This window comes from Streptococcus australis, assembly GCF_901543175.1.
Classification (GTDB): Bacteria; Bacillota; Bacilli; order Lactobacillales; family Streptococcaceae; genus Streptococcus; species Streptococcus australis_A.
Genome location: NZ_LR594040.1, coordinates 852,788 through 877,656 on the forward strand (window position 1 = coordinate 852,788; position 24,869 = coordinate 877,656).

At 39.1% G+C, this 24,869-nt stretch carries 22 protein-coding genes and 3 pseudogenes; 24 read left to right on the forward strand and 1 reads right to left on the reverse strand.

The annotated features are described in order from the left end of the window. The first annotated feature begins 572 nt into the window (after positions 1-572). The 3 genes and pseudogenes from FGK98_RS04175 to FGK98_RS04185 all read left to right on the forward strand — a co-directional run bounded on the left by FGK98_RS04175 (position 573) and on the right by FGK98_RS04185 (position 4,744). Positions 573-1,331, forward strand: a complete 759-nt coding sequence (locus tag FGK98_RS04175; protein WP_000173369.1) for an ABC transporter ATP-binding protein — start codon at positions 573-575, stop codon at positions 1,329-1,331. Position 1,332: 1 nt separating this feature from the next. Further along, on the forward strand, positions 1,333-3,321 hold the full coding sequence (locus FGK98_RS04180; RefSeq protein WP_138100185.1) for an ABC transporter permease: 1,989 nt from the start codon (positions 1,333-1,335) through the stop codon (positions 3,319-3,321). Between the two features lie 71 nt (positions 3,322-3,392). Continuing rightward, positions 3,393-4,744, forward strand: a pseudogene (locus FGK98_RS04185) (IS3 family transposase). A 55-nt stretch (positions 4,745-4,799) separates the two neighbouring features. On the opposite strand, the gene FGK98_RS04190 reads toward FGK98_RS04185, so the two are convergent. Continuing rightward, entirely contained in the window at positions 4,800-5,495 is a 696-nt protein-coding gene (locus FGK98_RS04190) for a VIT1/CCC1 transporter family protein (RefSeq protein ID WP_138100186.1), read from the reverse strand. A gap of 234 nt (positions 5,496-5,729) precedes the next feature. On the opposite strand from FGK98_RS04190, the gene efeO reads away from it, so the two are divergent. The 21 genes and pseudogenes from efeO to FGK98_RS04295 all read left to right on the forward strand — a co-directional run bounded on the left by efeO (position 5,730) and on the right by FGK98_RS04295 (position 24,787). Further along, on the forward strand, positions 5,730-6,602 hold the full coding sequence (gene efeO, locus FGK98_RS04195) for an iron uptake system protein EfeO (protein WP_125426159.1): 873 nt from the start codon (positions 5,730-5,732) through the stop codon (positions 6,600-6,602). A gap of 5 nt (positions 6,603-6,607) precedes the next feature. Beyond that, complete coding sequence (efeB, locus tag FGK98_RS04200) at positions 6,608-7,822, forward strand: iron uptake transporter deferrochelatase/peroxidase subunit (RefSeq protein WP_138100188.1); 1,215 nt, start codon at positions 6,608-6,610, stop codon at positions 7,820-7,822. Beyond that, a pseudogene (locus FGK98_RS04205) lies at positions 7,797-9,470 on the forward strand (FTR1 family protein); the annotation flags it as partial. The gene efeB and the pseudogene FGK98_RS04205, both read left to right, overlap by 26 nt. 15 nt (positions 9,471-9,485) lie before the next feature. Continuing rightward, a pseudogene (gene tatC, locus FGK98_RS04210) lies at positions 9,486-10,217 on the forward strand (twin-arginine translocase subunit TatC). Continuing rightward, positions 10,201-10,371: a twin-arginine translocase TatA/TatE family subunit gene (locus FGK98_RS04215; RefSeq protein WP_000512109.1), complete on the forward strand. Its 171-nt coding sequence runs from the start codon at positions 10,201-10,203 to the stop codon at positions 10,369-10,371. The pseudogene tatC and the gene FGK98_RS04215 overlap by 17 nt, the downstream one beginning before the upstream one ends. Before the next feature lie 360 nt (positions 10,372-10,731). After that, complete coding sequence (locus tag FGK98_RS04220) at positions 10,732-11,439, forward strand: IspD/TarI family cytidylyltransferase (protein WP_084948666.1); 708 nt, start codon at positions 10,732-10,734, stop codon at positions 11,437-11,439. A gap of 4 nt (positions 11,440-11,443) precedes the next feature. Then, a complete protein-coding gene (locus FGK98_RS04225) occupies positions 11,444-12,466 on the forward strand; it encodes a ribitol-5-phosphate dehydrogenase (RefSeq protein ID WP_138100190.1) in 1,023 nt (340 codons plus the stop codon). A gap of 16 nt (positions 12,467-12,482) precedes the next feature. Next, positions 12,483-13,340 carry a phosphotransferase family protein gene (locus FGK98_RS04230; RefSeq protein ID WP_138100192.1) on the forward strand — a complete coding sequence of 286 codons (858 nt, stop codon included), beginning with the start codon at positions 12,483-12,485 and terminating at the stop codon, positions 13,338-13,340. Position 13,341: 1 nt separating this feature from the next. Further along, positions 13,342-14,220: a DMT family transporter gene (locus tag FGK98_RS04235; protein WP_138100194.1), complete on the forward strand. Its 879-nt coding sequence runs from the start codon at positions 13,342-13,344 to the stop codon at positions 14,218-14,220. 11 nt (positions 14,221-14,231) lie between these two features. Further along, the gene (locus FGK98_RS04240; RefSeq protein WP_138100196.1) at positions 14,232-14,921 is read left to right on the forward strand and encodes a sugar phosphate nucleotidyltransferase; all 690 of its coding nucleotides are present in this window, start codon (positions 14,232-14,234) and stop codon (positions 14,919-14,921) included. Positions 14,922-15,139: 218 nt separating this feature from the next. Further along, positions 15,140-15,616 (forward strand): PTS sugar transporter subunit IIA, encoded by a 477-nt coding sequence (locus FGK98_RS04245; RefSeq protein WP_171011109.1) that lies wholly within the window; start codon positions 15,140-15,142, stop codon positions 15,614-15,616. A gap of 38 nt (positions 15,617-15,654) precedes the next feature. Further along, entirely contained in the window at positions 15,655-15,960 is a 306-nt protein-coding gene (locus FGK98_RS04250; protein ID WP_000590545.1) for a PTS sugar transporter subunit IIB, read from the forward strand. 44 nt (positions 15,961-16,004) lie between these two features. After that, complete coding sequence (locus tag FGK98_RS04255) at positions 16,005-17,480, forward strand: PTS galactitol transporter subunit IIC (RefSeq protein WP_000382509.1); 1,476 nt, start codon at positions 16,005-16,007, stop codon at positions 17,478-17,480. Between the two features lie 107 nt (positions 17,481-17,587). Then, positions 17,588-18,484 (forward strand): aldose 1-epimerase family protein, encoded by an 897-nt coding sequence (locus tag FGK98_RS04260; protein WP_138100198.1) that lies wholly within the window; start codon positions 17,588-17,590, stop codon positions 18,482-18,484. Between the two features lie 290 nt (positions 18,485-18,774). After that, the gene (lacA, locus tag FGK98_RS04265) at positions 18,775-19,200 is read left to right on the forward strand and encodes a galactose-6-phosphate isomerase subunit LacA (RefSeq protein ID WP_000029277.1); all 426 of its coding nucleotides are present in this window, start codon (positions 18,775-18,777) and stop codon (positions 19,198-19,200) included. A 30-nt stretch (positions 19,201-19,230) separates the two neighbouring features. Continuing rightward, positions 19,231-19,746, forward strand: coding sequence for a galactose-6-phosphate isomerase subunit LacB (lacB, locus tag FGK98_RS04270; RefSeq protein ID WP_138100200.1), 516 nt, complete (start codon positions 19,231-19,233; stop codon positions 19,744-19,746). Between the two features lie 10 nt (positions 19,747-19,756). Further along, positions 19,757-20,686, forward strand: a complete 930-nt coding sequence (locus tag FGK98_RS04275) for a tagatose-6-phosphate kinase (protein ID WP_138100202.1) — start codon at positions 19,757-19,759, stop codon at positions 20,684-20,686. Position 20,687: 1 nt separating this feature from the next. After that, positions 20,688-21,668 (forward strand): tagatose-bisphosphate aldolase, encoded by a 981-nt coding sequence (gene lacD, locus FGK98_RS04280; protein ID WP_138100204.1) that lies wholly within the window; start codon positions 20,688-20,690, stop codon positions 21,666-21,668. Between the two features lie 235 nt (positions 21,669-21,903). After that, positions 21,904-22,740, forward strand: a complete 837-nt coding sequence (locus tag FGK98_RS04285) for a PRD domain-containing protein (RefSeq protein ID WP_125847599.1) — start codon at positions 21,904-21,906, stop codon at positions 22,738-22,740. Between the two features lie 35 nt (positions 22,741-22,775). Further along, a complete protein-coding gene (locus tag FGK98_RS04290; protein ID WP_001078327.1) occupies positions 22,776-23,093 on the forward strand; it encodes a PTS lactose/cellobiose transporter subunit IIA in 318 nt (105 codons plus the stop codon). Further along, positions 23,093-24,787: a lactose-specific PTS transporter subunit EIIC gene (locus FGK98_RS04295; protein WP_138100206.1), complete on the forward strand. Its 1,695-nt coding sequence runs from the start codon at positions 23,093-23,095 to the stop codon at positions 24,785-24,787. The genes FGK98_RS04290 and FGK98_RS04295 overlap by 1 nt, the downstream gene beginning before the upstream one ends. Positions 24,788-24,869 lie beyond the last annotated feature (82 nt).

Here is a 24,869-nt window from a genome sequence, read left to right on the forward strand (position 1 = left end):
TTTTACAACAATACTACAAGAGAAAAGAAGGCAGTAGCATGCTCAGGAAATACTTTAAAAACTATAAATGGACGGACGTGTTCTGGATTCTATTTATTTTCATTACTAGTTTTCTATCAACCAATAATTTCTTATACCACTTAACGAAACAGGATTTTTCAGAAGAAGGTTGTATTTTAGCAATTCCTTTGTTTCTTTTTCATTTTCTCTTCATTGATAAATTCATCATTTCTAGACGAAATCAAAAAGATGATTAACTTTTAACCCTTGTATCCACAAGGGTTTTCTTCTTGCTTTGCATTTATGGTACAATACTTCTAGTGAAATTTCTAAATTTTTTTAAATCTTACAAAAATGTAAGATTAAAGTCTCTTTTGTAAGGTTAGGTTATGGCAAGCCACCTTTTTTTGCGATAAACTAGACTCATAAAGAACAAAGGAGCAAAACCATGAAAAGAATTTTACAAAAGAAAACAAGAAAACCAAGTCAAAAAGATATCGAGCGTGTTCAACTAGGATGCGCTATGATGCAAGCACAGTTTCAATTGATGGGATATTAAGAAGGAGAAAATCATGACACTTTTAGATGTAAAACACGTTCAAAAAATCTACAAAACACGTTTTCAGGGCAACCAGGTAGAGGCTCTTAAGGACATTCACTTTACCGTGGAAAAGGGTGACTACGTTGCCATCATGGGAGAGTCTGGTTCTGGGAAATCAACCTTGCTCAACATCCTAGCTATGCTGGATAAACCAACTCGTGGGCAGGTTTACCTAAACGGAACAGATACAGCAACCATTAAAAATTCTCAGGCTTCTAGCTTCCGTCGTGAGAAGTTGGGATTTGTCTTCCAAGACTTTAACTTACTAGATACCTTGTCTGTTAAGGACAATATCTTGCTTCCGTTAGTTCTATCTCGAAAACCTATCACGGAGATGATGAAAAAATTGGTAGTAACCGCTGAAAATTTGGGCATCAACCAATTGCAAGAGAAGTACCCTTACGAGATCTCTGGTGGTCAAAAACAGCGGGTAGCAGTAGCACGCGCCATCATCACAGAACCTGAAATTCTCCTTGCCGATGAGCCAACAGGAGCCCTTGACTCCAAGTCATCTGCAGCCTTACTCGACGTTTTTGATGAAATCAATGAGCGCGGGCAAACCATTCTCATGGTAACCCACTCAACAGCTGCAGCCAGCAGGGCCAAACGCGTTCTCTTTATCAAGGACGGAATCCTCTACAACCAAATCTACCGTGGAGACAAGACAGAGCGTCAGATGTTCCAAGAAATCTCTGATACCTTGACTGTTATGGCAAGCGAGGTGAATTAGTATGTTTCGATTGACCAATAAGTTAGCGGTTTCGAACTTAATCAAAAATCGCAAACTCTACTATCCCTTTGCTTTAGCTGTTCTCTTAGCTGTGACCATTACCTATCTCTTTTACTCCTTGTCACTCAACCCCAATATTGGCAAGATTCGAGGGGGAGAAACTATCTCTATGACTCTTGGTTTCGGTATGGTGATTGTCACTATTGCCTCAGCTATTATTGTCTTTTATGCCAATAGTTTCGTCATGAAAAACCGTTCCAAAGAACTAGGGATTTATGGCATGCTGGGTCTCGAAAAACGCCATTTGATCAGTATGGTCTTTAAGGAGCTTCTTATATTTGGCTCTCTAACCTTGACAGCTGGACTTGGTCTAGGAGCTCTCTTTGATAAGCTAATCTTTGCCCTTCTTTTAAAGTTAATGAAAATGAAAGTGGAGCTCGTTTCGACCTTCCAACCAATAGTCTTTATCCTAGTTCTCATTGTCTTTGGGGCAATCTTCCTAGGTTTGATTTTTATCAATGCCTTTCGCATCGCACGCATGAATGCCCTTCAGCTCTCTCGTGAAAAAGCCAGTGGTGAGAAAAAAGGACGTTTCTTAGGTTTCCAAACCATTCTAGGTTTGATTAGTATGGGAGCTGGCTATTTCCTAGCAGTTACCGTTGAAAATCCTCTTAATGCTGTGCTGATTTTCTTTGTAGCGGTCTTACTGGTAATCTTTGGTACCTATCTCTTGTTTAATGCAGGGATCACAGTTTTCCTACAAATATTGAAGAAAAATAAGCGTTACTATTACCAACCCAACAACATGATTTCCGTATCCAATCTCATCTTCCGTATGAAGAAAAATGCGGTTGGTCTGGCAACGATTGCTATTCTTTCAACCATGGTCTTGGTGACTATGTCTGCTGCAACGAGTATCTTTAAAGGCTCTGAAACTTTCAAGAAAGTCATGAATCCACATGATTTTGGAATTACAGGACAGAATGTTGAAAAAGAAGACATAAATAAACTCCTAGACCAGTATGCTAGTGATAAGGGATTGACTGTTACAAAGAAAGAAGTCCTTACATACAGTAGCTTTGGTGTAGCAAACCAAGAAGGTACGAAATTAACCATTTTTGAGAAAGGTCAAAATCGTGTTCAACCGAAAACTGTTTTTATGGTCTTTGACCAAAAAGACTATGAGAATATGACAGGACAGAAACTTGGACTTTCAGGTAAGGAAGTTGGATTGTTTACTAAAAACAAAGAACTTCAAGGACAGAAAGAACTGACTCTAAATGGCCAGACCTATACAATAAAGGAAGAAATCAAAAAAGATTTTATTCTTGAACATGTACCAAATCAGTACAATATTCTAACTTCGGACTATAACTATCTGGTTGTTCCTGACTTGAAAGCCTTTCTTGACCAGTATCCTAATTCTTCCATTTTTAATCAATACTACGGTGGTATGAACGTAACGGCTAGCGAGGAAGAACAGCTCAAACTTGCCGACGACTATGCAAAATTCCTTAATAACTTTAATAGAGAACTAAATAAAGAGGGAAGTTATGTATATGGTAGCAATCTGGCTGATAGTAGTGCGCAGATGAGTGCTCTCTTTGGTGGGGTCTTCTTTATCGGTATTTTCCTCTCCATCATCTTTATGGTGGGAACAGTTCTGGTTATTTACTACAAACAAATCTCTGAGGGCTATGAAGACCGTGAACGCTTTATCATTTTGCAGAAGGTCGGACTCGATCAAAAGCAAATCAAGCAAACCATCAACAAACAGGTTCTTACTGTTTTCTTCCTTCCATTGCTATTTGCCTTCCTACACCTTGCCTTTGCCTATCACATGCTTAGCCTCATCCTAAAAGTCATTGGGGTGCTAGATGCGACCATGATGTTGACTGTTACATTGTCCATCTGTGCTATCTTCCTCATCGTCTACGTTTTAATCTTTATGATTACCTCAAGAAGCTATCGCAAGATTGTGCAAATGTAAAAAAATACCTCGAAATTGTACTGCACCCCAAAAGTTAGACAGAAAAAATCTAACTTTTGGAGTGTTTTATTATGAAATTGAGTTATGAAGATAAAGTTCAGATCTATGAACTTAGAAAGCAAGGACAAAGCTTCAAACAGCTTTCAAAAAGATTTGGAGTGGATGTTTCTGGTCTAAAGTATATGGTGCAATTAATCGACCGTTATGGAATAGAAATCGTTAAAAAAGGGAAGAATCGTCACTATTCTCCTGAATTAAAACAAGAAATGATTGAGAAAGTTCTTCTTGAAGGTCGTTCGCAAAGAAGTGTTAGTCTTGATTATGCCCTCCCAAACCAAGGAATGCTTCCAAATTGGCTGGCGCAATACAAGAAAAACGGGTATACTATTGTTGAGAAAACAAGAGGGAGATCAGCTAAAATGGGACGTAAACGGAAGAAAACTTGGGAAGAGATGACAGAATTAGAACGACTTCAGGAGGAGAATGAGCGCTTACGGACTGAGGTGGCCTACCTAAAAAAGTTAAAAGAGTTAGAGGAAAGGGACGAAGCCCTAGAGCGAGAAAGGCAGAGACAGTTAGAGAAATGGTTTCAGGAGGATTTCGACTAGATTTACTTCTTGAAACAGCACGTTTAGCTCGCTCGACTTACTATTATCAGTTGAAGGAACTAGATGGGCTTGACAAAGATAAAGAGCTTAAAACCGAAATTCAGGCCATTTATAATGATCATAAAGGGAATTATGGCTATCGTAGAGTTACTCTTGAATTGAGGAATCGTGGTCATATAGTAAACCATAAGAAGGTCCAACGTCTGATGAAAATCCTTGGTTTAACGGCTCGAATTCGTCGGAAACGGAAGTATTCTTCCTACCAAGGAGAGATTGGCAAGAAGGCAGAGAATCTCATTCAACGCCAGTTTGAAGCATCGAGGCCAATGGAAAAGTGCTATACGGATGTGACAGAGTTTGCCATTCCAGCAAGCAGCCAAAAGCTCTATTTATCGCCTGTTTTAGATGGCTTTAACAGTGAAATCATTGCTTATCATCTTTCCACTTCGCCCAACTTAGAACAAGTGAAAGCTATGCTGGAACAGACCTTCACAGAGAAACACTATGAAAATACCATTTTACACAGCGACCAGGGCTGGCAATACTAACACGATTCTTATCATCAGTTTTTAGAGAGTAAGGGAATTCAAGCATCCATGTCACGTAAAGGTAACAGCCCAGACAATGGTATGATGGAGTCCTTCTTTGGTATTTTGAAATCCGAGATGTTTTATGGATATGAGAAGTCGTTTCAGTCGCTTGAAGATTTGGAGAAAGCCATTGTCAACTACATCGATTACTACAACAACAAACGAATTAAGGTAAAACTAAAAGGACTCAGTCCTGTGCAATACAGAACTAAATCCTTTCAATAATTATTTGTCTAACCTTGTGGGGTCAGTACAAATTCATCGAGGTATTTCTTTTATCTTAGATACTAAAGAGTTGTCCCAAGAGGAAGGTTACGCCCATGGTGAGAAGTCCGATACAGAGATTTCGGATCATAGCTGTTTTTGTCGGCGCTTTTCCAAGTTTGGCAGAAGTATAGCCTGTTAGGAGTAAAGAGAGGGCTACGATAAGAACGGTTGCTGGAATCCGATAGTCATTTGGAAAGACGATGATCGACAGCATGGGAGGCAGACTTCCTAATACAAAGGCGATAAAGCTAGAGATAGCAGCATGCCAAGGATTGGTAAACTCTTCGTACTCGATCCCGTACTTTTCTTCGACCAAGGCTTTGAGTGGATTTTTCAAAAAGGCCTTGTTGGTCAAGAGTTGGGCGGACGTTTCACACTCACCGTTTTGAAGGTAAGCAGCATAGAGGGATTGTTTTGCTGAATCGATGTCTTTGTCCAAGAGTAATTGTTCTCTAGCGACAGCGGCTTCTTCCGTGTCTTTCTGAGTGGATACAGAGACATATTCGCCACCTGCCATAGAAAAAGCACCAGCGAGGATAGCAGCTAGTCCAGATAAAAAGATTATCCAGATATTGCTGGTCGCACTGGCAACTCCAATAACCACTCCAGCAATGGAAATAATCCCATCGTTGGCACCGAGAACGCCCGCTCGTAAGATATTGAGTCGTCCTGCAAAGTTTGCATCAATTTCATGTTTCATTTCTGTCATAGTCATCTCCTTTCTCTCCATTATAGAGAAAAGAGAAGGGGAGTACAAACTTTTTAAACTATCTGAAAAAAGTTCTACGATTCTAATTTTTAAGCCCTTTTCGACTTTATCGAAAAAGGCTACTTTAAATCCTCGAATATTAAATTTTCTGACAATTTATTGAAAAATGAGTGAAGACATGTTGTAATGGAACGTAAAATAAATTCAGGCTTCCTGAACCAATAGGAGTAACTAATGAAAAAATTAGGTGTTGTCCTTTTATCTTCTGCTTTGCTATTGACAGCATGTGCAGTCCGTTTTGAAAAATCAACTGAGACAAATGATTCCTCTAAGGTGACAGCTTTATCAGATGACAAACAAAAACTACTTGATAAGGCAACCGCAGATTATAAGACTTTTGTTCAAGGACAAATTGACAAACTCTTAACGGATACAGAAGGATTTGTCCAGCTTTTAAAAGACGGAAAACTGGAGGAAGCCAAGAAAGCTTATCCACTTGTTCGTATGGCTTATGAACGTTCAGAACCAATCGCTGAGAGTTTTGGTGAGTCAGATGTTAAGATTGACTTTCGTCTAGCAGACTATGTGGATGAAAATAAGACTGAGGAAGGTTGGTCAGGTTTCCACCGTATCGAACGAATCCTCTGGGAAGAAAACACAACTAAGGGAACCGAAAGTTATGGTGATCAGCTTGTCAATGATATCAAAGAGTTGAAGGCTAAGGTAGCGACTGTTGAAGTAGATCACAAGATTATGTTGACAGGGGCAGTTGACTTGCTCAATGAAGTGGCGACAAGCAAGATTACGGGTGAAGAGGAAATCTACTCTCATACAGATTTGTACGACTTCCGCGCTAATATCGAGGGAGCTGAAAAGATATTCCAACTCTTTAAACCTTTACTAGAAAAATCAGATGCTGATTTAGTTAAAGAATTAGAAGCTGATTTCAAATCTGTTAATAGCTTGTTGGACAAACATATGACAGACAAGGAACACTACAAACTTTATACAGACTTAACAAAAGAAGACACCAAAGAATTGGCTGAAGCCGTGACGAAACTTGGTGAACCTCTATCACAAATGGGCAAATTTCTTGATGGAGAATAAGCAGTATGACTAAGAAAGACGAAAATTTTTTTGAGAAAAAAATGGACCGTCGAGAATTCCTAAAAAAAGCGGGTATTGGAGGTGCTGGTCTAGCACTTGGTCTCTCTGGTGCCTCCGCTTTTTTAGCGCCTAAGCTAGACAAACAGGAAAAAATCTCGTACGGTAATGAAAAAATTGACTTTTATGGGAAACACCAAGCGGGTATCACGACCCCTATGCAGAAGAATATCTATTTTGTTGTCCTAGATTTGCATAAGACAGATAAAGATAAGATTATCCAGTTGTTCAAGGATTGGACGGATTATAGTGCCAAGTTGGTCGAGGGGGAATTGGTCAAAAAAGATGGTCAGAATGCCCTCTTACCTCCTAGTGATACTGGAGAAACCGTGGGGCTAAATCCTCATCGTTTAACGCTGACTTTTGGTGTGTCTGCTAGTTTCCTGAAAAAGATGAATTTGGAGCACAAGCGTCCTCAACTTTTTAGGGATTTTCCACCCTTTCCAAAGGAGCAACTGCGTGAAAAATATACTGGGGGAGATATTGTTATCCAAGCCTGTGCAGATGACGAGCAAGTTCCTTTTCATGCTATTCGAAACCTTATCCGTAAAGGGAGAAATGCGGTGACCCTCCGTTGGAGCCAATCTGGATTTGCTGCTATTGGAGATCGTCTAGAGACACCACGAAATCTTTTTGGTTTCAAGGATGGAACTGCTAATGTGACCAAAGAAAAGGATTTTGATCGTGTTGTTTGGGCTGACAGCAAGGACTGGATGGGAAATGGATCCTATATGGCTGTTCGTCGAATCCAGATGTTTCTCGACACTTGGGATCGAACCAATCTTGAAGAGCAAGAAAATACCTTTGGTCGCTACAAGGAAAGTGGTGCTCCCTTTGGCAAGAAGAATGAGTTTGATGAAGTGGATTTAAGTCTTTTACCAGATGATTCGCACGTTCGATTAGCCAAAGAGGTAGAGAAGCCACTCTTACGACGATCTTATTCATACTCGGATGGAATTGATGATAAGACTGGACAATTTGACACAGGTTTACTTTTTATTTCTTTCCAAAAGGATCCTGATCATTTTGTCAAAGTTCAAACCAACCTCGGAGCTACAGACAAGATGAATGAGTATGTAACCCACATCGGTAGCGGTCTCTTTGCCTGCTTTGGTGGAGTAGAGAAAGGAGGCTATATTGGTCAGAAATTATTGGAAGACTAGTATTTGTTTTGTTGCTTTGTCTTTTCTCTTATTAGCTATGTCTCCTGTTGGTGCTAAGGAAAGTCTAAGTTCTTATTTTGTGAAGATTACGGATGCCTCTCAGGCTGTAAAAAATGGTAATCAGGCAGAAGCTAAGGTCCTAGTTAGAGAAATGGCGACGGATTTTGAAAAAGTAGAACATGCTGATTCGGATGCTGGTAAGGTTGTCAAGGAGAAACTTGTTCTGTCAGGAGAGATTACTGAAAAAAATCTGACACAAATCTCTTCTGCCCTTCTAGCTTTTGAGAAAGAACAAAATCCAATAGATCTGAATGCGGAGAAGGAAAAACTTGTCAGTCGCTTAAGACCACGTTTCGAGACTTTGGATAAGGCAATTTCTTCCAAAGACATAGAGCAAATTCGAGAAGCCTATAAAAAGATGAATTCAACTTGGACGATCAATGAGAGTGTTGTCCGTGACAACAGTACAACTCATTATGGTCAAGTAGAAACTGCTATCTCTTTCTTACGCAGTAGTATTGAAATGGAGCCGACAGATTATGATGCTATCCAGTCTTCTTTTAATGACTTAAAAACTGCCATTGATAATTTCGTAGCTGGCAAAGAAGTGGCGAAAACTTCCTCCAATCTAAGTCTTAAAGATGGCATTGAGCTTCTCAAAAAAGCCTTGGAAGAATTTAAAGCTGGAAACCCGACGGCAGGGACAGCTGTCATGAAAGAGTTTATTACTATATGGCCAACTGTTGAAGGTTCTGTTAGTACGACCAATCCTTCCCTCTACACCCGAGTGGAAAGCGAAACTCCTGTAATCATGGTCAAGGGAAGTGAGAAGGAATATCAAGAAAAATTAGAAAAACTGATTGCGGATTTATCTCAAATTGATACCAATGCAAGCTATAATGCTTTTGATGCTATGCTCATTCTCCTACGAGAAGGAGTAGAGGCTCTCTTAATCGTCATGGCTTCGGTCACAACTCTAAAAGCAGCCAAGATGCGCAAAGGACTCAAGTGGGTATATGGTGGAGCACTATCAGGAATAGCTGCGAGTCTAGTGATTGCATTTATACTACAAATTGCCTTTCCAGCTGTAACATCAGGGGCCAATCGTGAAATCATCGAAGGATCTGTTGGTATTTTTGCAGTAGTGATGATGATTTTGATTGGTATCTGGCTTCACAGTAAATCCTCGGTCAAAAAATGGAATGACTTTATGGATTCACAGATGAAAACTGTAACCAGGACAGGTTCTTTCATTTCCATGTTTGCTCTTAGTTTTCTAGCTGTTTTTCGTGAAGGGGCAGAGACCATACTATTTTATGTAGGAATTTTACCGAGAATATCTCGTTTTGAGTTTATTCTTGGTATTTCTCTAGCTTTATTAGTCTTGCTGATTATTGCATTTCTGATGAACAAGGCGAGTCAATTCTTCCCACCCCATAAGGTCTTCTTCCTACTGACGTGGATGATTTATGCTCTTGCTTTCAAGATGTTAGGTGTTAGCGTACATGCTCTCCAGCTGACCAATATGGTACCTAACCACTTATTGCCTGGTTTCCCTACTATCGACCTCTTGGGCATCTATCCAAGTTGGGAAGGTTTAGGAAGTCAGCTAGTCTTTTTGATAATTGTTTTGGCTGTCACATTGAGACAGGGTGAAAAGTATATGGATACAAAAGAATTGACAATCATTGAACATCTGGTAGAATTTAGAAAGAGATTCATTGCTGTTATAGTCTGCTTTTTTATAGTTTTCTGCGGAGCTTTATTGTTTGCAGATCAGCTTTACTACTATCTAACTCAGTCCTTTAATCAAAAGTTGATTGTATTAGGTCCAAATGACATTCTGTGGATTTATTTGCGCTTAGCGAGCCTAATGTCCTTTACTATTACACTACCTTTTACAATTTATCAGATTTGGAGTTTTGTCAAGCCAGGGCTGAAAATCGAAGAAGCAAGAGCAATCTTTGCCTATATTCCAGCTAGTTTTATTTGCTTTCTACTTGGACTAGCCTTTGGATTCTACTTTGTAACGCCTGCCTGACTTCAAGTGCTTTTAGGACTTGGAGAAGGACTGTTTGAAACTCAATTAACGGCGCAGAACTACTTAGACTTTGTTTTTCAAACAACTATCCCTTTGGCATTCATCTTTGAATTGCCAGTCATCATCGCTTTTTTAACGTCGATCGGCTTGATTGGACCAGGGCTCTTAGTTACTTATAGACGTTACGCCTACTTTATTTTATTGGTACTAGCTGTTATTTTGACACCAGCTGATTTTATTAGCGATCTAGCCATGACAATTCCTTTAATCTCGCTCTATGAGCTTAGTATTGTAATTAGCAAGAGGATAATAAAGAAAAAAATGAAAGGAGAAAAGAATGGGGATCTTACGTGATATCGGTGCTCCAGGATTGATTATCATCGTTCTAGGTGCACTCTTAATCTTTGGACCAAAACGTTTACCAGAACTGGGTGAATCAATTGGTAAAATGCTGTCTGAGTTTAAAAAGGCAGTTAAAGGAGCTGGTGACCAAGATCAGGAAAACTAATCTATTCCATCATCATAAATAAAAAAGAAAGTTAGGAACTGTAGCTATCGAGACAAATTTGAACAGTTTCCTAGCTTATTTTTGTATTTAAAAAAATGTGTTTAAGTTTTCTTTAAGGTTTATATTATATTCTAAAGAAATCTATGTTAACCGAACGTTAAATAGAGAATATAGAAAATAACCTAAATTTATTTCTTAATTTGTTATGATCTTTTTGGATTTAGTTGCTAATGTTCACTTTTTGGTTGAAATAGTGTGTTGGTTCAGCTAAAAGGCGCTTTATCTTTTCTTCATGATAAAGATAGATTGTGATATAATAGATGGTAATGAGTTTTTTAGAATAAACAAAGGAGAAAATATATGATCTATGCAGGAATTTTAGCCGGAGGAACTGGCACACGCATGGGAATCAGTAATTTACCAAAACAATTCTTGGAGTTGGGTGATCGTCCTATTTTGATTCACACAATTGAAAAATTTGTTTTAGAACCAAGTATTGAAAAAATTGTGGTTGGAGTTCATGGAGATTGGGTCTCTCATGCTGAGGATTTGGTTGAAAAGTATCTCTCTCTCCACAAGGATCGTATCATCATTACCAAGGGTGGTGCCGATCGCAATACAAGTATCGAGAAGATTATAGAAGCCATTGATGCCTACTGTCCAATTACTCCAGAAGATATCGTGATTACCCACGACTCTGTTCGCCCATTTATCACACTTCGCATGATTCAGGACAATATCAAACTCGCCCAAAATCATGATGCGGTTGACACAGTAGTAGAAGCGGTTGATACCATTGTTGAAAGTACCAATGGTCAGTTTATCACTGATATTCCAAATCGTGCTCACCTCTATCAAGGTCAAACACCTCAAACCTTCCGATGCAAGGATTTCATGGACTTGTATGGATCCCTATCTGATAAAGAAAAGGAAATCCTAACGGATGCATGTAAGATTTTTGTTATCAAAGGGAAAGACGTTGCCCTAGCTAAAGGGGAATACTCAAATCTTAAAATCACAACTGTGACAGACTTGAAAATCGCGAAAAGCATGATTGAGAAAGACTAAGGCTATGATTAATCAAATTTATCAACTGACCAAACCAAAGTTTATCAATGTAAAATACCAAGAAGAGGATATTGATCAGGAGAATCATATCCTGATTCGTCCAAATTATATGGCGGTTTGTCATGCGGATCAACGTTACTATCAAGGGAAACGTGATCCAAAGATATTGGCTAAAAAGCTTCCCATGGCTATGATTCACGAGTCTTGTGGAACTGTTATCTCAGATCCAACTGGGACTTATGAAGTCGGTCAAAAGGTAGTTATGATTCCAAATCAACCGCCTATGCAGAGTGATAAGGAGTTCTACGAGAACTACATGACAGGAACCTACTTCCTATCTAGTGGTTATGATGGCTTTATGAGAGAATTTGTCTCTCTTCCAAAAGATCGTGTTGTGTCTTATAATGACATAGAGGATACAGTTGCTGCTATTACCGAGTTTGTGAGTGTGGGTATGCATGCTATGAATCGTTTCTTAAATCTTGCCCACAGCAAACGAGAGCGTATTGCTGTTATCGGAGATGGTAGTTTGGCCTTTGTGGTTGCCAATATTATCAATTACACTCTACCAGAAGCTGAGATTATCGTGATTGGTCGCCATTGGGAAAAACTAGAGCTCTTCTCTTTTGCAAAAGAGTGCTACATTACGGATAATATACCAGAAGATTTGACCTTTGATCATGGATTTGAGTGTTGCGGTGGTGATGGCACAGGACCAGCTATCAATGACTTGATTCGTTACATTCGACCTCAGGGAACGATTCTCATGATGGGAGTGAGCGAGTACAAGGTCAATATCAATACGCGAGACTCTTTAGAAAAAGGTTTATTATTGGTCGGTTCGTCTCGATCCGGACGAATTGATTTTGAAAATGCAATACAGATGATGGAAGTTAAAAAGTTTGCAAATCGTCTGAAAAATATCCTTTATATTGAAGAACCGGTGAGAGAAATCAAGGACATTCATCGTGTCTTTGCAACAGACCTTAATACTGCTTTTAAAACAGTATTCAAGTGGGAAGTCTAGAAGATGGAGCTAAATTGTGGAGAAAATCATCAAAGAAAAAATTTCTTCTTTGCTATCTGAAGAAGAGGAAGTTCTCAGTGTTGAACAACTGGGAGGCATGACCAATCAAAACTATTTGGCCAGAACAACTAATAAGCAGTATATCGTTAAATTTTTCGGAAAAGGGACCGAAAAGCTCATCAATCGTCAAGATGAAAAATACAATCTTGAATTGTTGAAAGATTTGAATCTTGATGTCAAAAATTATCTCTTTGATATTGAGTCAGGAATCAAGGTAAATGAGTACATTGATTCTGCCACAACGTTTGATTCCACTTCGATTAAGACCAAGTTTGATAAAATCGCTCCGATTTTACAGGCGATTCATGCATCAGGCAAAGAACTAAAAGGGGAATTTGCACCTTTTGAAGAAATCAAAAAATATGAATCCTTGATTGAGGGAAATATTCCATACGCCAATTATGAAGCGGTAAGAAAAGATGTATTCTTGCTAGAGAAAAGATTGGCTGATTTGGGTGTTGACAGAAAGTCTTGTCATATCGACTTGGTTCCAGAAAACTTTATCGAGTCACCTCAAGGTCGTTTGTACTTGATTGACTGGGAATACTCTTCCATGAATGATCCAATGTGGGATTTGGCAGCTCTCTTTTTGGAGTCTGAATTTACAAATCAGGAAGAAGAAGATTTCCTTGCTTATTATGAGAGTGACAAAACTCCAGTATCTCGTGAAAAGATTAGAATCTATAAAATTTTACAAGATACCATCTGGAGTTTGTGGACAGTGTACAAAGAAGCTCAAGGTGCTGACTTTGGAGATTATGGTGTGAGTCGTTACCAAAGAGCGGTTGACGCGTTGACCTATTATGGAGGTTAGGATGAAGAATAAAAACGGTGTTTCTTTTGGTCTGTTCTCAGGTATCTTCTGGGGGCTAGGACTGACAATCAGTGCTTATATCTTTTCAGTTTTTACCAATCTTTCACCTTTTGTAGTGGCTGCTGCTCATGATTTCTTGAGTATCTTTATTCTATTAGCATTTCTTTTGGTAAAAGAAGGAAAAGTTCGCTTGTCAATCTTTCTAAATATTCGGAATGTCAGTGTTATTATCGGAGCCTTGCTAGCTGGACCAATAGGAATGCAGGCCAATCTTTATGCGGTTAAGTATATCGGTAGTTCTCTTGCATCTTCAGTATCAGCCATCTATCCAGCAGTTTCTGTTTTACTAGCATTTTTCATTTTGAAACACAAGGTATCTAGGAATACTGTGTTTGGTATTCTGTTGATTATCGCTGGTATTATTGCCCAGACATACAAAGTTGAGCAGGTTAATTCTTTTTATATCGGAATTCTTTGTGCATTAGTTTGTGCCATCGCCTGGGGAAGTGAGAGTGTTCTTAGTTCCTACGCCATGGAAAGTGAATTAAGTGAAATTGAAGCACTATTAATCCGTCAAGTAACCTCATTCTTGTCATACCTTGTCATTGTCCTCTTTTCTCATCATTCATTTGCAGAAGTAGCAGATGGACAATTACTCGGTTTGATGTTAGTCTTTGCAGCATGTAATATGATTTCTTATTTGGCTTATTACATTGCAATCAATCGGCTACAACCAGCAAAAGCAACTGGTTTGAACGTAAGCTATGTCGTTTGGACAGTATTGTTCTCAGCAATGCTTTTAGGTACACCACTCGATATGGTGACCATTATTACATCGCTTGTTGTCATGGCTGGTGTTTATATTATTATTAAAGAATAAAGGAGAATAGCGTGAAAGCAATTATCTTGGCAGCGGGGTTGGGAACTCGTCTGCGTCCTATGACTGAAAATACCCCCAAAGCCTTGGTTAAGGTCAACCAAAAACCCTTGGTAGAATACCAAATCGAGTTTTTGAAAGAGAGAGGAATTGATGAGATTATCATTGTTATCGGCTACCTTAAAGAACAATTTGACTACCTAAAAGAAAAATATGGTGTTCGTTTAGTCTTTAACGATAAGTATGCCGATTACAACAATTTTTACTCACTTTATCTCGTTAAAGAAGACTTAGCTAACAGCTATGTTATTGATGCGGATAACTATCTTTTCAAAAATATGTTTAGAGACGATCTTAAACGTTCAACCTATTTCAGTGTTTATCGTGAAGACTGTGAGAATGAATGGTTCTTGGTTTACGGTGATGACTATAAAGTTCAAGACATCATCGTTGATAGCAAGGCTGGTCGTATTCTGAGCGGCGTATCATTCTGGGATGCTCCAACTGCAGAAAAGATTGTTGGCTTTATTGACAAAGCATACGCAAGCGGCGAATTTGTTGATCTCTATTGGGACAACATGGTTAAAGATAACATTAAAGAACTAGATGTGTATGTTGAAGAATTAGAAGGCAACAGCATCTATGAAATCGATAGTGTTAAGGACTATCAAAAGCTAGAAGAAATTTTATCTTCCATTAACTAAATAACATTAGAAATTAGTAACAGAAAGACCCATTTTGGTCTTTTTTTGTTTGAAATGCACGAAAATAGAATTTAAAAAGATTGTTTGATAATGATTATAATTAATTAACAAAACACAATCAACAAAAAAGAAACAAAATAAAACAAAAAGTATTGACAACGATTTCATATAGTGTTATACTTATAACGTAAAAGTTAATTGAAAGAAGGGAAACTGTTATGGGATTAGATCATTTCTTTGACAAAGACCTCGTGTTTTGCTTAGAAGCGGATAATCAAGAACAACTCTTTGATCAGGTAGCAACCCTGTTGGAAGAACGAGAAATAGTGACTCCAACTTATCGTGAAGCCTTGATCACGCGTGAAAAGTCATTTCCAACTGGCTTAGATATGGAATTTCTGGGAAAGGACTTGCCAAATGTAGCGATTCCTCATACAGATATTGTTCACAATCTAGCTGAGAAAGTGGTGGTTGTTCGATTAGAAAAACCAGTAACTTTTCACAATATGATTGCTCCTGATAAGGAAGTGGAAGTATCTCTACTCTTCTTTATCATTAACAATTCAAGTTCGAGTCAAACCAACATTCTTGCTCAGTTAATGGACTTCTTTACAGGGAATAGCCATCTGGAAGATTTATCAAAAATTTCTGAACCAGAAAAACTTTATGCTTATATAGCTGAAGCGACAGCTTAATCTTATCTATTAAAAAAATAAAATCGGAGGAAATCCTAATGATTAAAATTCTTGCTGCCTGCGGTGCAGGTGTTAACTCAAGTCACCAAATTAAAAGTGCTCTAGAAGAAGAACTCGCAAATCGCGGTTATGATGTTCACTGTGATGCAGTTATGGTAAAAGATGTAAACGAAGACCTTATCAAGGGATACGATATCTTTACACCAATCGCTGCAACAGATCTTGGCTTTGAACCAGGTATTCCAGTTATCGAAGCTGGACCAATCTTGTTCCGTATTCCAGCAATGAGCGCTCCTGTATTTGACAATATTGAGGCAGCTATCAAAGAACACGGACTAAGTTAATTATTATTTTGTAAGATTCCATAAAAATAAAGGGAGGAACTATTATGGATGTCATTATCGAACTAGCCAATAAGATTTTCAAGCCAGTCTTGGAAATGGGTGGTCCTATCATCATGCTGATCATCTTGACAGTATTGGCCTTACTATTTGGAGTGAAATTCTCCAAAGCGCTTGAAGGTGGTATCAAACTTGCCATCGCTCTTACTGGTATCGGTGCTATCATCGGTATGCTCAACGGAGCTTTCTCAGCATCTCTTGCGAAATTCGTTGAAAATACTGGTATTCAATTGAACATCACTGACGTTGGTTGGGCACCACTTGCTACGATCACTTGGGGATCTGCTTGGACACTTTACTTCTTGCTTGTAATGTTGATTGTCAACGTTGTGATGCTTGCAATGAAGAAAACGGACACACTTGACGTCGATATCTTTGATATCTGGCACTTGTCAATCACTGGTCTTTTGATTAAATGGTACGCAGACAACAATGGAGTTAGCCAAGGGGTTTCACTCTTCATCGCAACTGCAGCAGTTGTCCTTGTCGGTGTTTTGAAAATCATCAACTCTGACTTGATGAAACCAACATTCGATGACCTTCTTAACGCACCAAGTTCATCACCAATGACTTCAACTCACATGAACTACATGATGAACCCAGTTATCATGGTCTTGGATAAGATCTTCGATAAAGTATTGCCAGGTCTTGATAAATATGACTTTGACGCTGCAAAATTGAACAAGAAAATCGGTTTCTGGGGATCTAAATTCTTCATCGGTTTCATTCTTGGTATCGTTATTGGTTTGATGGGAACTCCACACCCAGTTGCTGGTGTAGAAGGAGCCGATAAATGGGAACTTGTTATTAAAGGTTGGTTGAGCCTTGGTTTGACTGCCGGTGTCTGCTTGGAGCTCTTCTCACTTATCGGATCTTGGTTCATCGCAGCCGTAGAACCACTTTCACAAGGTATCACAAACGTTGCTACTAAACGTCTTCAAGGACGTAAATTCAACATCGGTCTTGACTGGCCTTTCATCGCTGGTCGTGCTGAAATCTGGGCTTGTGCCAACGTACTTGCTCCAATCATGCTAGTAGAAGCAGTGCTTCTTTCAAACGTCGGAAATGGTATCTTGCCACTTGCAGGTATCATCGCTATGGGTGTAACTCCAGCTCTCTTGGTTGTTACTCGTGGTAAATTGCTCCGTATGATTATCTTCGGAACACTCTTGTTGCCACTCTTCCTTCTTTCAGGTACTCTTATCGCTCCATTTGCAACTGAACTTGCTAAAGGTGTAGGTGCCTTCCCAGAAGGTGTGAGCCAAACTCAATTGATCACTCACTCAACTCTTGAAGGACCAATCGAAAAACTATTTGGTTGGGCAATTGGTAATGCTACAACAGGTGATATCAAAGCAATCCTTGGTGCAGCAGCCTTCCTTGTATTCTATGTAGGTATCTTTGCTTGGTATAGAAAACAAATGATCAAACGTAACGAAGAATACGCAGCAAATGCTAAATAATTCGCTCCTATAAAATGTAAATTGTGAAAACTAGGTTGTCAATTTCCGACATTGGGAGTGACAACCTAGTTTTTTATATAAAAATCTAAAAATAGTTGGAGAATATAATGGTAATTGAAGTAAAATCAGACCAGTTAACGGTCCAGTTTAAAACCTTAGGTGGCGCATTGTCGTCAATCAAGGACCGAGAAGGCATTGAGTATTTGTGGCAAGGAGATGCCACTTACTGGAGTGGACAAGCCCCAGTACTTTTTCCAATCTGCGGCTCTTTAAGAGAAGATACAGCCTTCTACAGTCATGCAGATGGAACGGAGACGAAAGGAAACATTCCTCGTCACGGTTTGGTCCGTAAAAAAGAATTTGACTTAGTTAATCAAACAGAAAACAGCGTAACCTTTGCTATCGAAGATGATGAGAGTACTTATCAGAACTATCCTTATCATTTCCGCCTTGAAATCACTTATGAAGTTACTGGCAAGACTGTTCGTACTCAATACAAGATTTTCAATAAAGAAACCAATAAAGTAATGCCATACTTTATTGGTGGACATCCAGGCTTTAACTGTCCTCTGCTAGATGGCGAAACTTATGAAGATTACTATTTAGAGTTTGAAAAAGAAGAGACTTGCTCTGTTCCACGTCCTTTCCCAGAAACAGGCATGTTAGACTTCCAAGATAGAAGTCCATGGTTGGATTCACAAAAGGAAGTAGAGCTCAGTTACGATCTGTTTAGTGTTGATGCAGTGACTTTGGATGAGTTGCAATCTAGAACAATTGCCCTTCGTTCTCGTAAGCATGAGAAGGGATTAAAAGTACACTTCCAAGAGTTTTCAAATCTTATTATCTGGTCAACTTTGAATAAGGGACCATTCATTGCCTTTGAACCTTGGTCTGGCTTGTCAACATCTCTTGAAGAAGGAGATCATTTAGAAGATAAGAAGAATGTTCGTCTCTTAGAACCAGGTCAAGTGGATCAGATTGGTTTTGATATTGAAATCTTTTAAATAAAAAATAAAACACAAAAACAAACATTAACTGTTGACTTTTTCCAAAAATAGGAGTATATTATGTTTGTAAGCAACAAATGATGTTTGTAACAAACAAATAATCACTTGTTATATTCTCTTTCGCAAAGAAAGATTATTTCTAGGAACTTGATTTCCTAAACTTGAATAAGGTGGTATTCATCTCATTCAATCAAATTTGTCAATAAACTGCTAGAAAGTCTTTTGTAGGTAAACTGCTAGCTATAAAAGTCTTTACTGGCCTAGAATAATAAAAAGGAGTAAACAATATGTCTATTGTTATTGGTGCAGACGCTGCAGGTTTGAGATTGAAAGAAGTTGTGAAAGACTTCTTGGAAAAAGAAAACTTCCACGTAGTGGATGTTACAGCAGAAGGCCAAGACTTTGTCGATGTGACTCTTGCTGTTGCTGCAGAAGTAAATAAAGAAGAACAAAATCTTGGTATCGTGATTGACGCTTATGGTGCTGGTCCTTTCATGGTCGCAACTAAAATCAAAGGAATGGTTGCTGCAGAAGTTTCAGATGAACGTTCAGCTTATATGACTCGTGGACACAACAACTCACGTATGATCACTATGGGTGCACAACTTGTTGGTGACGAATTGGCCAAAAACATTGCTAAAGGTTTTGTTAATGGTAAATACGACGGTGGACGTCATCAGATTCGTGTCGACATGTTGAACAAAATGTGTTAATTAGATTACAGTAAGAAAGGTAAGTTAAAAATGAGAATTGCAATCGGATGTGACCACATCGTAACAAATGAAAAAATGGCGGTTTCTGAATTCTTGAAATCAAAAGGACATGAAGTCATTGACTTTGGTACTTACGATCATGCTCGTACACATTACCCAATTTTTGGTAAAAAAGTTGGTGAGGCTGTTACAAGCGGTCAAGCTGATCTTGGGGTATGTATCTGTGGTACTGGTGTTGGTATCAACAACGCTGTAAATAAAGTTCCTGGTGTCCGTTCTGCCTTGGTTCGTGATATGACAACAGCTCTTTATGCAAAAGAACAATTGAACGCCAACGTTATTGGTTTTGGTGGTAAGATTACTGGTGAATTGCTTATGTGTGATATCATTGAAGCTTTCATCAATGCTGAATACAAGCCATCTGAAGAAAACAAAAAATTGATCGCTAAAATCGAGCATGTTGAAACTCACAATGCTCATCAAGCAGATGCAAACTTCTTTACAGAATTCCTTGAAAAATGGGATCGCGGTGAATACCACGACTAAGAGGTGACGCATGATTTTAACAGTCACAATGAATCCATCCATTGATATTTCTTATCCCTTGGATGAGTTAAAGATTGACACTGTCAACCGTGTGGTGGACGTGACCAAGACAGCTGGTGGTAAAGGGCTCAATGTTACGCGAGTTCTTTCAGAATTTGGTGATTCTGTTGCTGCTACTGGTTTAGTTGGTGGCAAACTTGGTGATTTTCTAGTAGAAAACATTGATGATAAAGTGAGTAAACGTTTCTTCTCCATTCAAGGAGAGACTCGTAACTGTATCGCTATTCTACACGGAGATAACCAAACAGAAATTCTGGAGAAAGGTCCTGAAGTATTAGAACAAGAAGGTCAAGATTTCTTGGCTCATTTCGAGAATCTTCTTGACACTGTAGAAGTAGTAGCCATCTCAGGTAGTCTGCCAGCTGGTCTTCCAGTTGACTACTATGCAAGCTTAGTAGAACTTGCTAATCGCGCAGGAAAACCAGTTGTTCTGGACTGCTCAGGTGCTGCCCTTCAGGTGGTTCTTGAATCACCCCACAAACCAACAGTAATCAAACCAAATAACGAAGAATTGTCTCAGCTTCTAGGAAGAGAAGTTTCTGAGGATTTGGATGAATTAAAAGAAGTTCTTCAAGAGCCTTTATTTGCAGGGATTGAGTGGATTATCGTTTCACTTGGTGCAAATGGTGCTTTTGCCAAACATGGTGATACTTTCTACAAGGTAGATATTCCTAGAATTCAGGTAGTCAACCCTGTCGGATCTGGTGATTCTACTGTTGCAGGTATTTCATCAGGCCTTCTTCATAAGGAAACTGATCAAGAACTCCTCAACAAGGCAAATGTTCTTGGTATGCTCAATGCTCAAGAAAAGATGACAGGTCATGTCAATATGGCCAACTATCAAGCTTTATATGATCAATTAATAGTAAAAGAGGTATAAAATGGTTTTAACAGAAAATAAACGTGCTTGCTTGCAAAAACTCTCTGACAAGAACGGCATTATCTCAGCTCTTGCCTTTGACCAACGTGGCGCTTTGAAACGTCTCATGGCTCAATACCAAACAGAAGAGCCAACAGTGACTCAAATGGAAGAACTTAAAGTATTGGTTGCAGATGAATTGACAAAATACGCATCATCTATGCTTCTCGACCCTGAATATGGTCTCCCAGCTACAAAAGCGCTTGATGCCAATGCTGGCCTTCTCCTCGCTTATGAGAAAACTGGTTACGACACAACAAGCACCAAACGCTTGCCAGACTGCTTGGATGTTTGGTCTGCAAAACGTATCAAGGAACAAGGTGCAGACGCTGTTAAGTTCTTGCTTTACTATGACGTAGACAGCACTGACGAACTCAACCAACAAAAACAAGCCTACATCGAACGCATCGGTTCTGAGTGTGTGGCGGAAGATATTCCATTCTTCCTTGAAATCCTCGCTTACGATGAAAAAATCGCTGACGCAGGTTCTGCAGAATACGCCAAAGTAAAACCACATAAAGTTATCGGTGCGATGAAAGTCTTCTCAGACCCACGCTTCAACATTGATGTCTTGAAAGTGGAAGTTCCAGTCAACGTTAAATACGTTGAAGGCTTTGGCGATGGTGAAATCGTTCATACACGCGAAGAAGCAGCAGCCTTCTTCAAAGCTCAAGACGAAGCAACAAATCTTCCATACATCTACTTGAGTGCAGGTGTATCAGCTAAACTCTTCCAAGAGACCCTTGTCTTTGCCCACGAATCAGGTGCAAACTTCAACGGTGTTCTTTGCGGACGTGCAACATGGGCTGGATCAGTTGAAGCTTACATTAAAGATGGTGAGGCAGCAGCTCGTGAGTGGTTGCGTACAACTGGATTTGAGAACATTGACGAACTCAACAAGGTTCTTCAAACAACAGCGACTTCATGGACTGCACGTGTATAAGTTTCCCCCTAATCTTAGGAACATTGATCTAAATAAAAATTTTTAAAAAAGTTGAATGTAAAGGTTTACAAAAAAACTTACTTGTGCTATACTTAAATCACAAGTTAATACAAGGTGAGTGTTACTAAGTAATATTAGGCATGATCACAGGTGGATTAGAAATCGATAGATTTTCTAGTTCATTTGTGGTCATTTTTTATACTCATATACCTTTAAGAGATAAAAGGAGGTTGCCATGTATCGAATTCTGAATCCAATGAATCACAATGTCTCGCTTGTCAGAAATGACAAAGGAGAAGAAGTGATTGTGATTGGTAAGGGGATTGCATTTGGAAAGAAGAAGGGGGATTTGATTGCTGAAAATCAGGTTGAGAAAATCTTTCGGATGAAGACAGAAGAGTCTAGGGAAAACTTTATGGCTCTGCTCAAAGATGTTCCGCTTGATTTTATCACAGTGACCTACGAGATCATTGATAAGCTTTCTAAGAAATATCATTATCCGATTCAAGAGTATCTCTATGTGACCTTGACAGATCATATTTACTGTTCCTATCAAGCTCTAACACAAGGAAGGTACAAGGATAGCAATCTGCCAGATATTTCTGCCAAGTATCCTGTAGCTTTTCAAATCGCAAAGGAAGCCTTTGAAATCTATCGTCAGAAGTTGACAGATCATTTCCCTGAGGATGAAATTATTCGGATCGCTTATCATTTCATCAATGCCGAAGGGGAGAACGAAGTTCAAGTGGTTGAGTCGATAGACAAGAGGAAAGAAATCCTCAGGAATGTTGAAGAAGTGCTAAAGAGTTACGCTATTCAACGAACCAAAGAGAATAACCATTTCTATGATCGCTTTATGATTCATCTCAACTATTTTTTGGATTATTTAGACCGTTCCAGAGATGATAATCAATCTCTTCTAGATATGGAAGACCATATCAAACAATCCTATCCAAAAGCATTTGAGGTCGGCTCCAAGATCTATGATGTGATTACGCAACATACTGGTCTTGATTTGTATAAGAGTGAGCGAGTTTATCTAGTTCTACATATCCAACGTTTATTGTCATAAAAATTTAATTAAAAATACATAAGGAGAATTCTATCATGAATAGAGAAGAAGTAACATTGTTAGGTTTTGAAATCGTAGCCTATGCTGGCGATGCTCGTTCAAAACTATTGGAAGCCTTGAAGGCTGCTGAAGCTGGCGATTTTGCGAAAGCTGATACTCTCGTGGAGGAAGCAGGTGGTTGCATCGCGGAGGCACACCACGCGCAAACAAGCCTTTTGACTAAGGAGGCAGCTGGTGAAGATTTGGCCTATAGTGTAACCATGATGCACGGTCAGGATCACTTGATGACTACCATTTTGTTAAAAGATTTGATGCACCATTTAATCGAACTTTACAAGAGAGGAGTTAAGTAATGAACAAACTAATTGCTTTTATTGAGAAAGGAAAACCTTTCTTTGAAAAACTGTCTCGTAATATCTATCTTCGGGCCATTCGTGATGGTTTCATTGCTGGTATGCCTGTCATTCTCTTCTCAAGTATCTTTATCTTGATTGCTTTTGTACCAAACTCATGGGGCTTTAAATGGTCTGATGATGTTGTTAATCTCCTCATGAAACCTTATAGCTATTCAATGGGGATTCTAGCTCTCTTGGTAGCTGGTACAACGGCTAAGTCATTGACCGACTCAGTAAACCGTAGCATGGAGAAAACCAATCAAATCAACTATATGTCAACATTGTTGGCAGCAATTGTTGGTTTGTTGATGTTGGCAGCTGATCCTATCGAAAATGGCCTAGCTACTGGATTCTTGGGGACAAAAGGTTTGCTTTCAGCCTTCCTTGCTGCCTTTGTTACTGTAGCCATCTATAAGGTTTGTGTTAAGAACAACGTCACTATTCGTATGCCTGACGAAGTTCCACCAAATATCTCACAAGTATTTAAAGATGTGATTCCATTCACTCTATCAGTGGTTTCTCTTTATGCTCTTGATTTACTAGCTCGTCATTTTGTTGGTGCAAGCGTAGCTGAATCAATTGGAAAATTCTTTGCACCATTATTCTCTGCTGCTGATGGTTATCTAGGTATTACCATTATCTTTGGTGCCTTTGCCTTCTTCTGGTTTGTTGGTATCCATGGTCCATCTATCGTTGAACCTGCAATCGCAGCGATTACCTATGCAAATGCTGAGGTCAACTTGAACCTTCTCCAACAAGGGATGCATGCAGACAAGATCCTTACTTCAGGTACACAAATGTTTATCGTTACCATGGGTGGTACGGGTGCAACACTGGTTGTTCCATTCATGTTCATGTGGTTGACCAAATCAAAACGAAACCGTGCGATCGGACGTGCGTCAGTAGTACCAACCTTCTTTGGTGTGAACGAACCAATTCTGTTTGGTGCACCGCTTGTCTTGAACCCAATCTTCTTTATTCCTTTCATCTTTGCGCCAATTGCCAACGTATGGATCTTTAAATTCTTCATTGAAACGCTTGGCATGAACTCATTTACTGCCAACCTTCCTTGGACAACACCAGGTCCACTCGGTATTGTTCTCGGTACAAACTTCCAATTCTTGTCCTTTGTTCTTGCTGCTTTGTTAATCCTTGTTGACGTAGCCATCTACTATCCATTTCTCAAGGTTTATGATGAACAAATTCTTGAAGAAGAGCGTTCAGGTAAAGCCAATGATGAATTGAAAGAAAAAGTAGCAGCAAACTTCAATACTGCCAAAGCAGATGCGATTCTTGAAAAAGCAGGTGTAGAAACAGCGCAAAACACAATCACAGAAGAAACAAATGTTCTCGTTCTCTGTGCAGGTGGAGGAACAAGTGGTCTCCTTGCAAATGCTCTAAACAAGGCAGCTGCAGAGTACAAAGTTCCTGTTAAAGCAGCAGCTGGTGGCTATGGTGCTCACCGTGAAATGTTGCCTGAGTTTGATCTGGTTATTCTTGCTCCTCAAGTTGCTTCAAACTTTGAAGACATGAAGGCCGAAACCGACAAACTTGGTATCAAACTTGCTAAGACAGAAGGTGGCCAATACATTAAATTGACTCGCGATGGAAAAGGCGCTCTTGCCTTTGTTCAAGCGCAGTTCGAAGATTAAAATGTAAATAGCGAAGAAGTGAGATGGAGGAACTCCTCCCAACTATATCTCCATCTCATTTCTATTTCTTGAAATTCTTGAA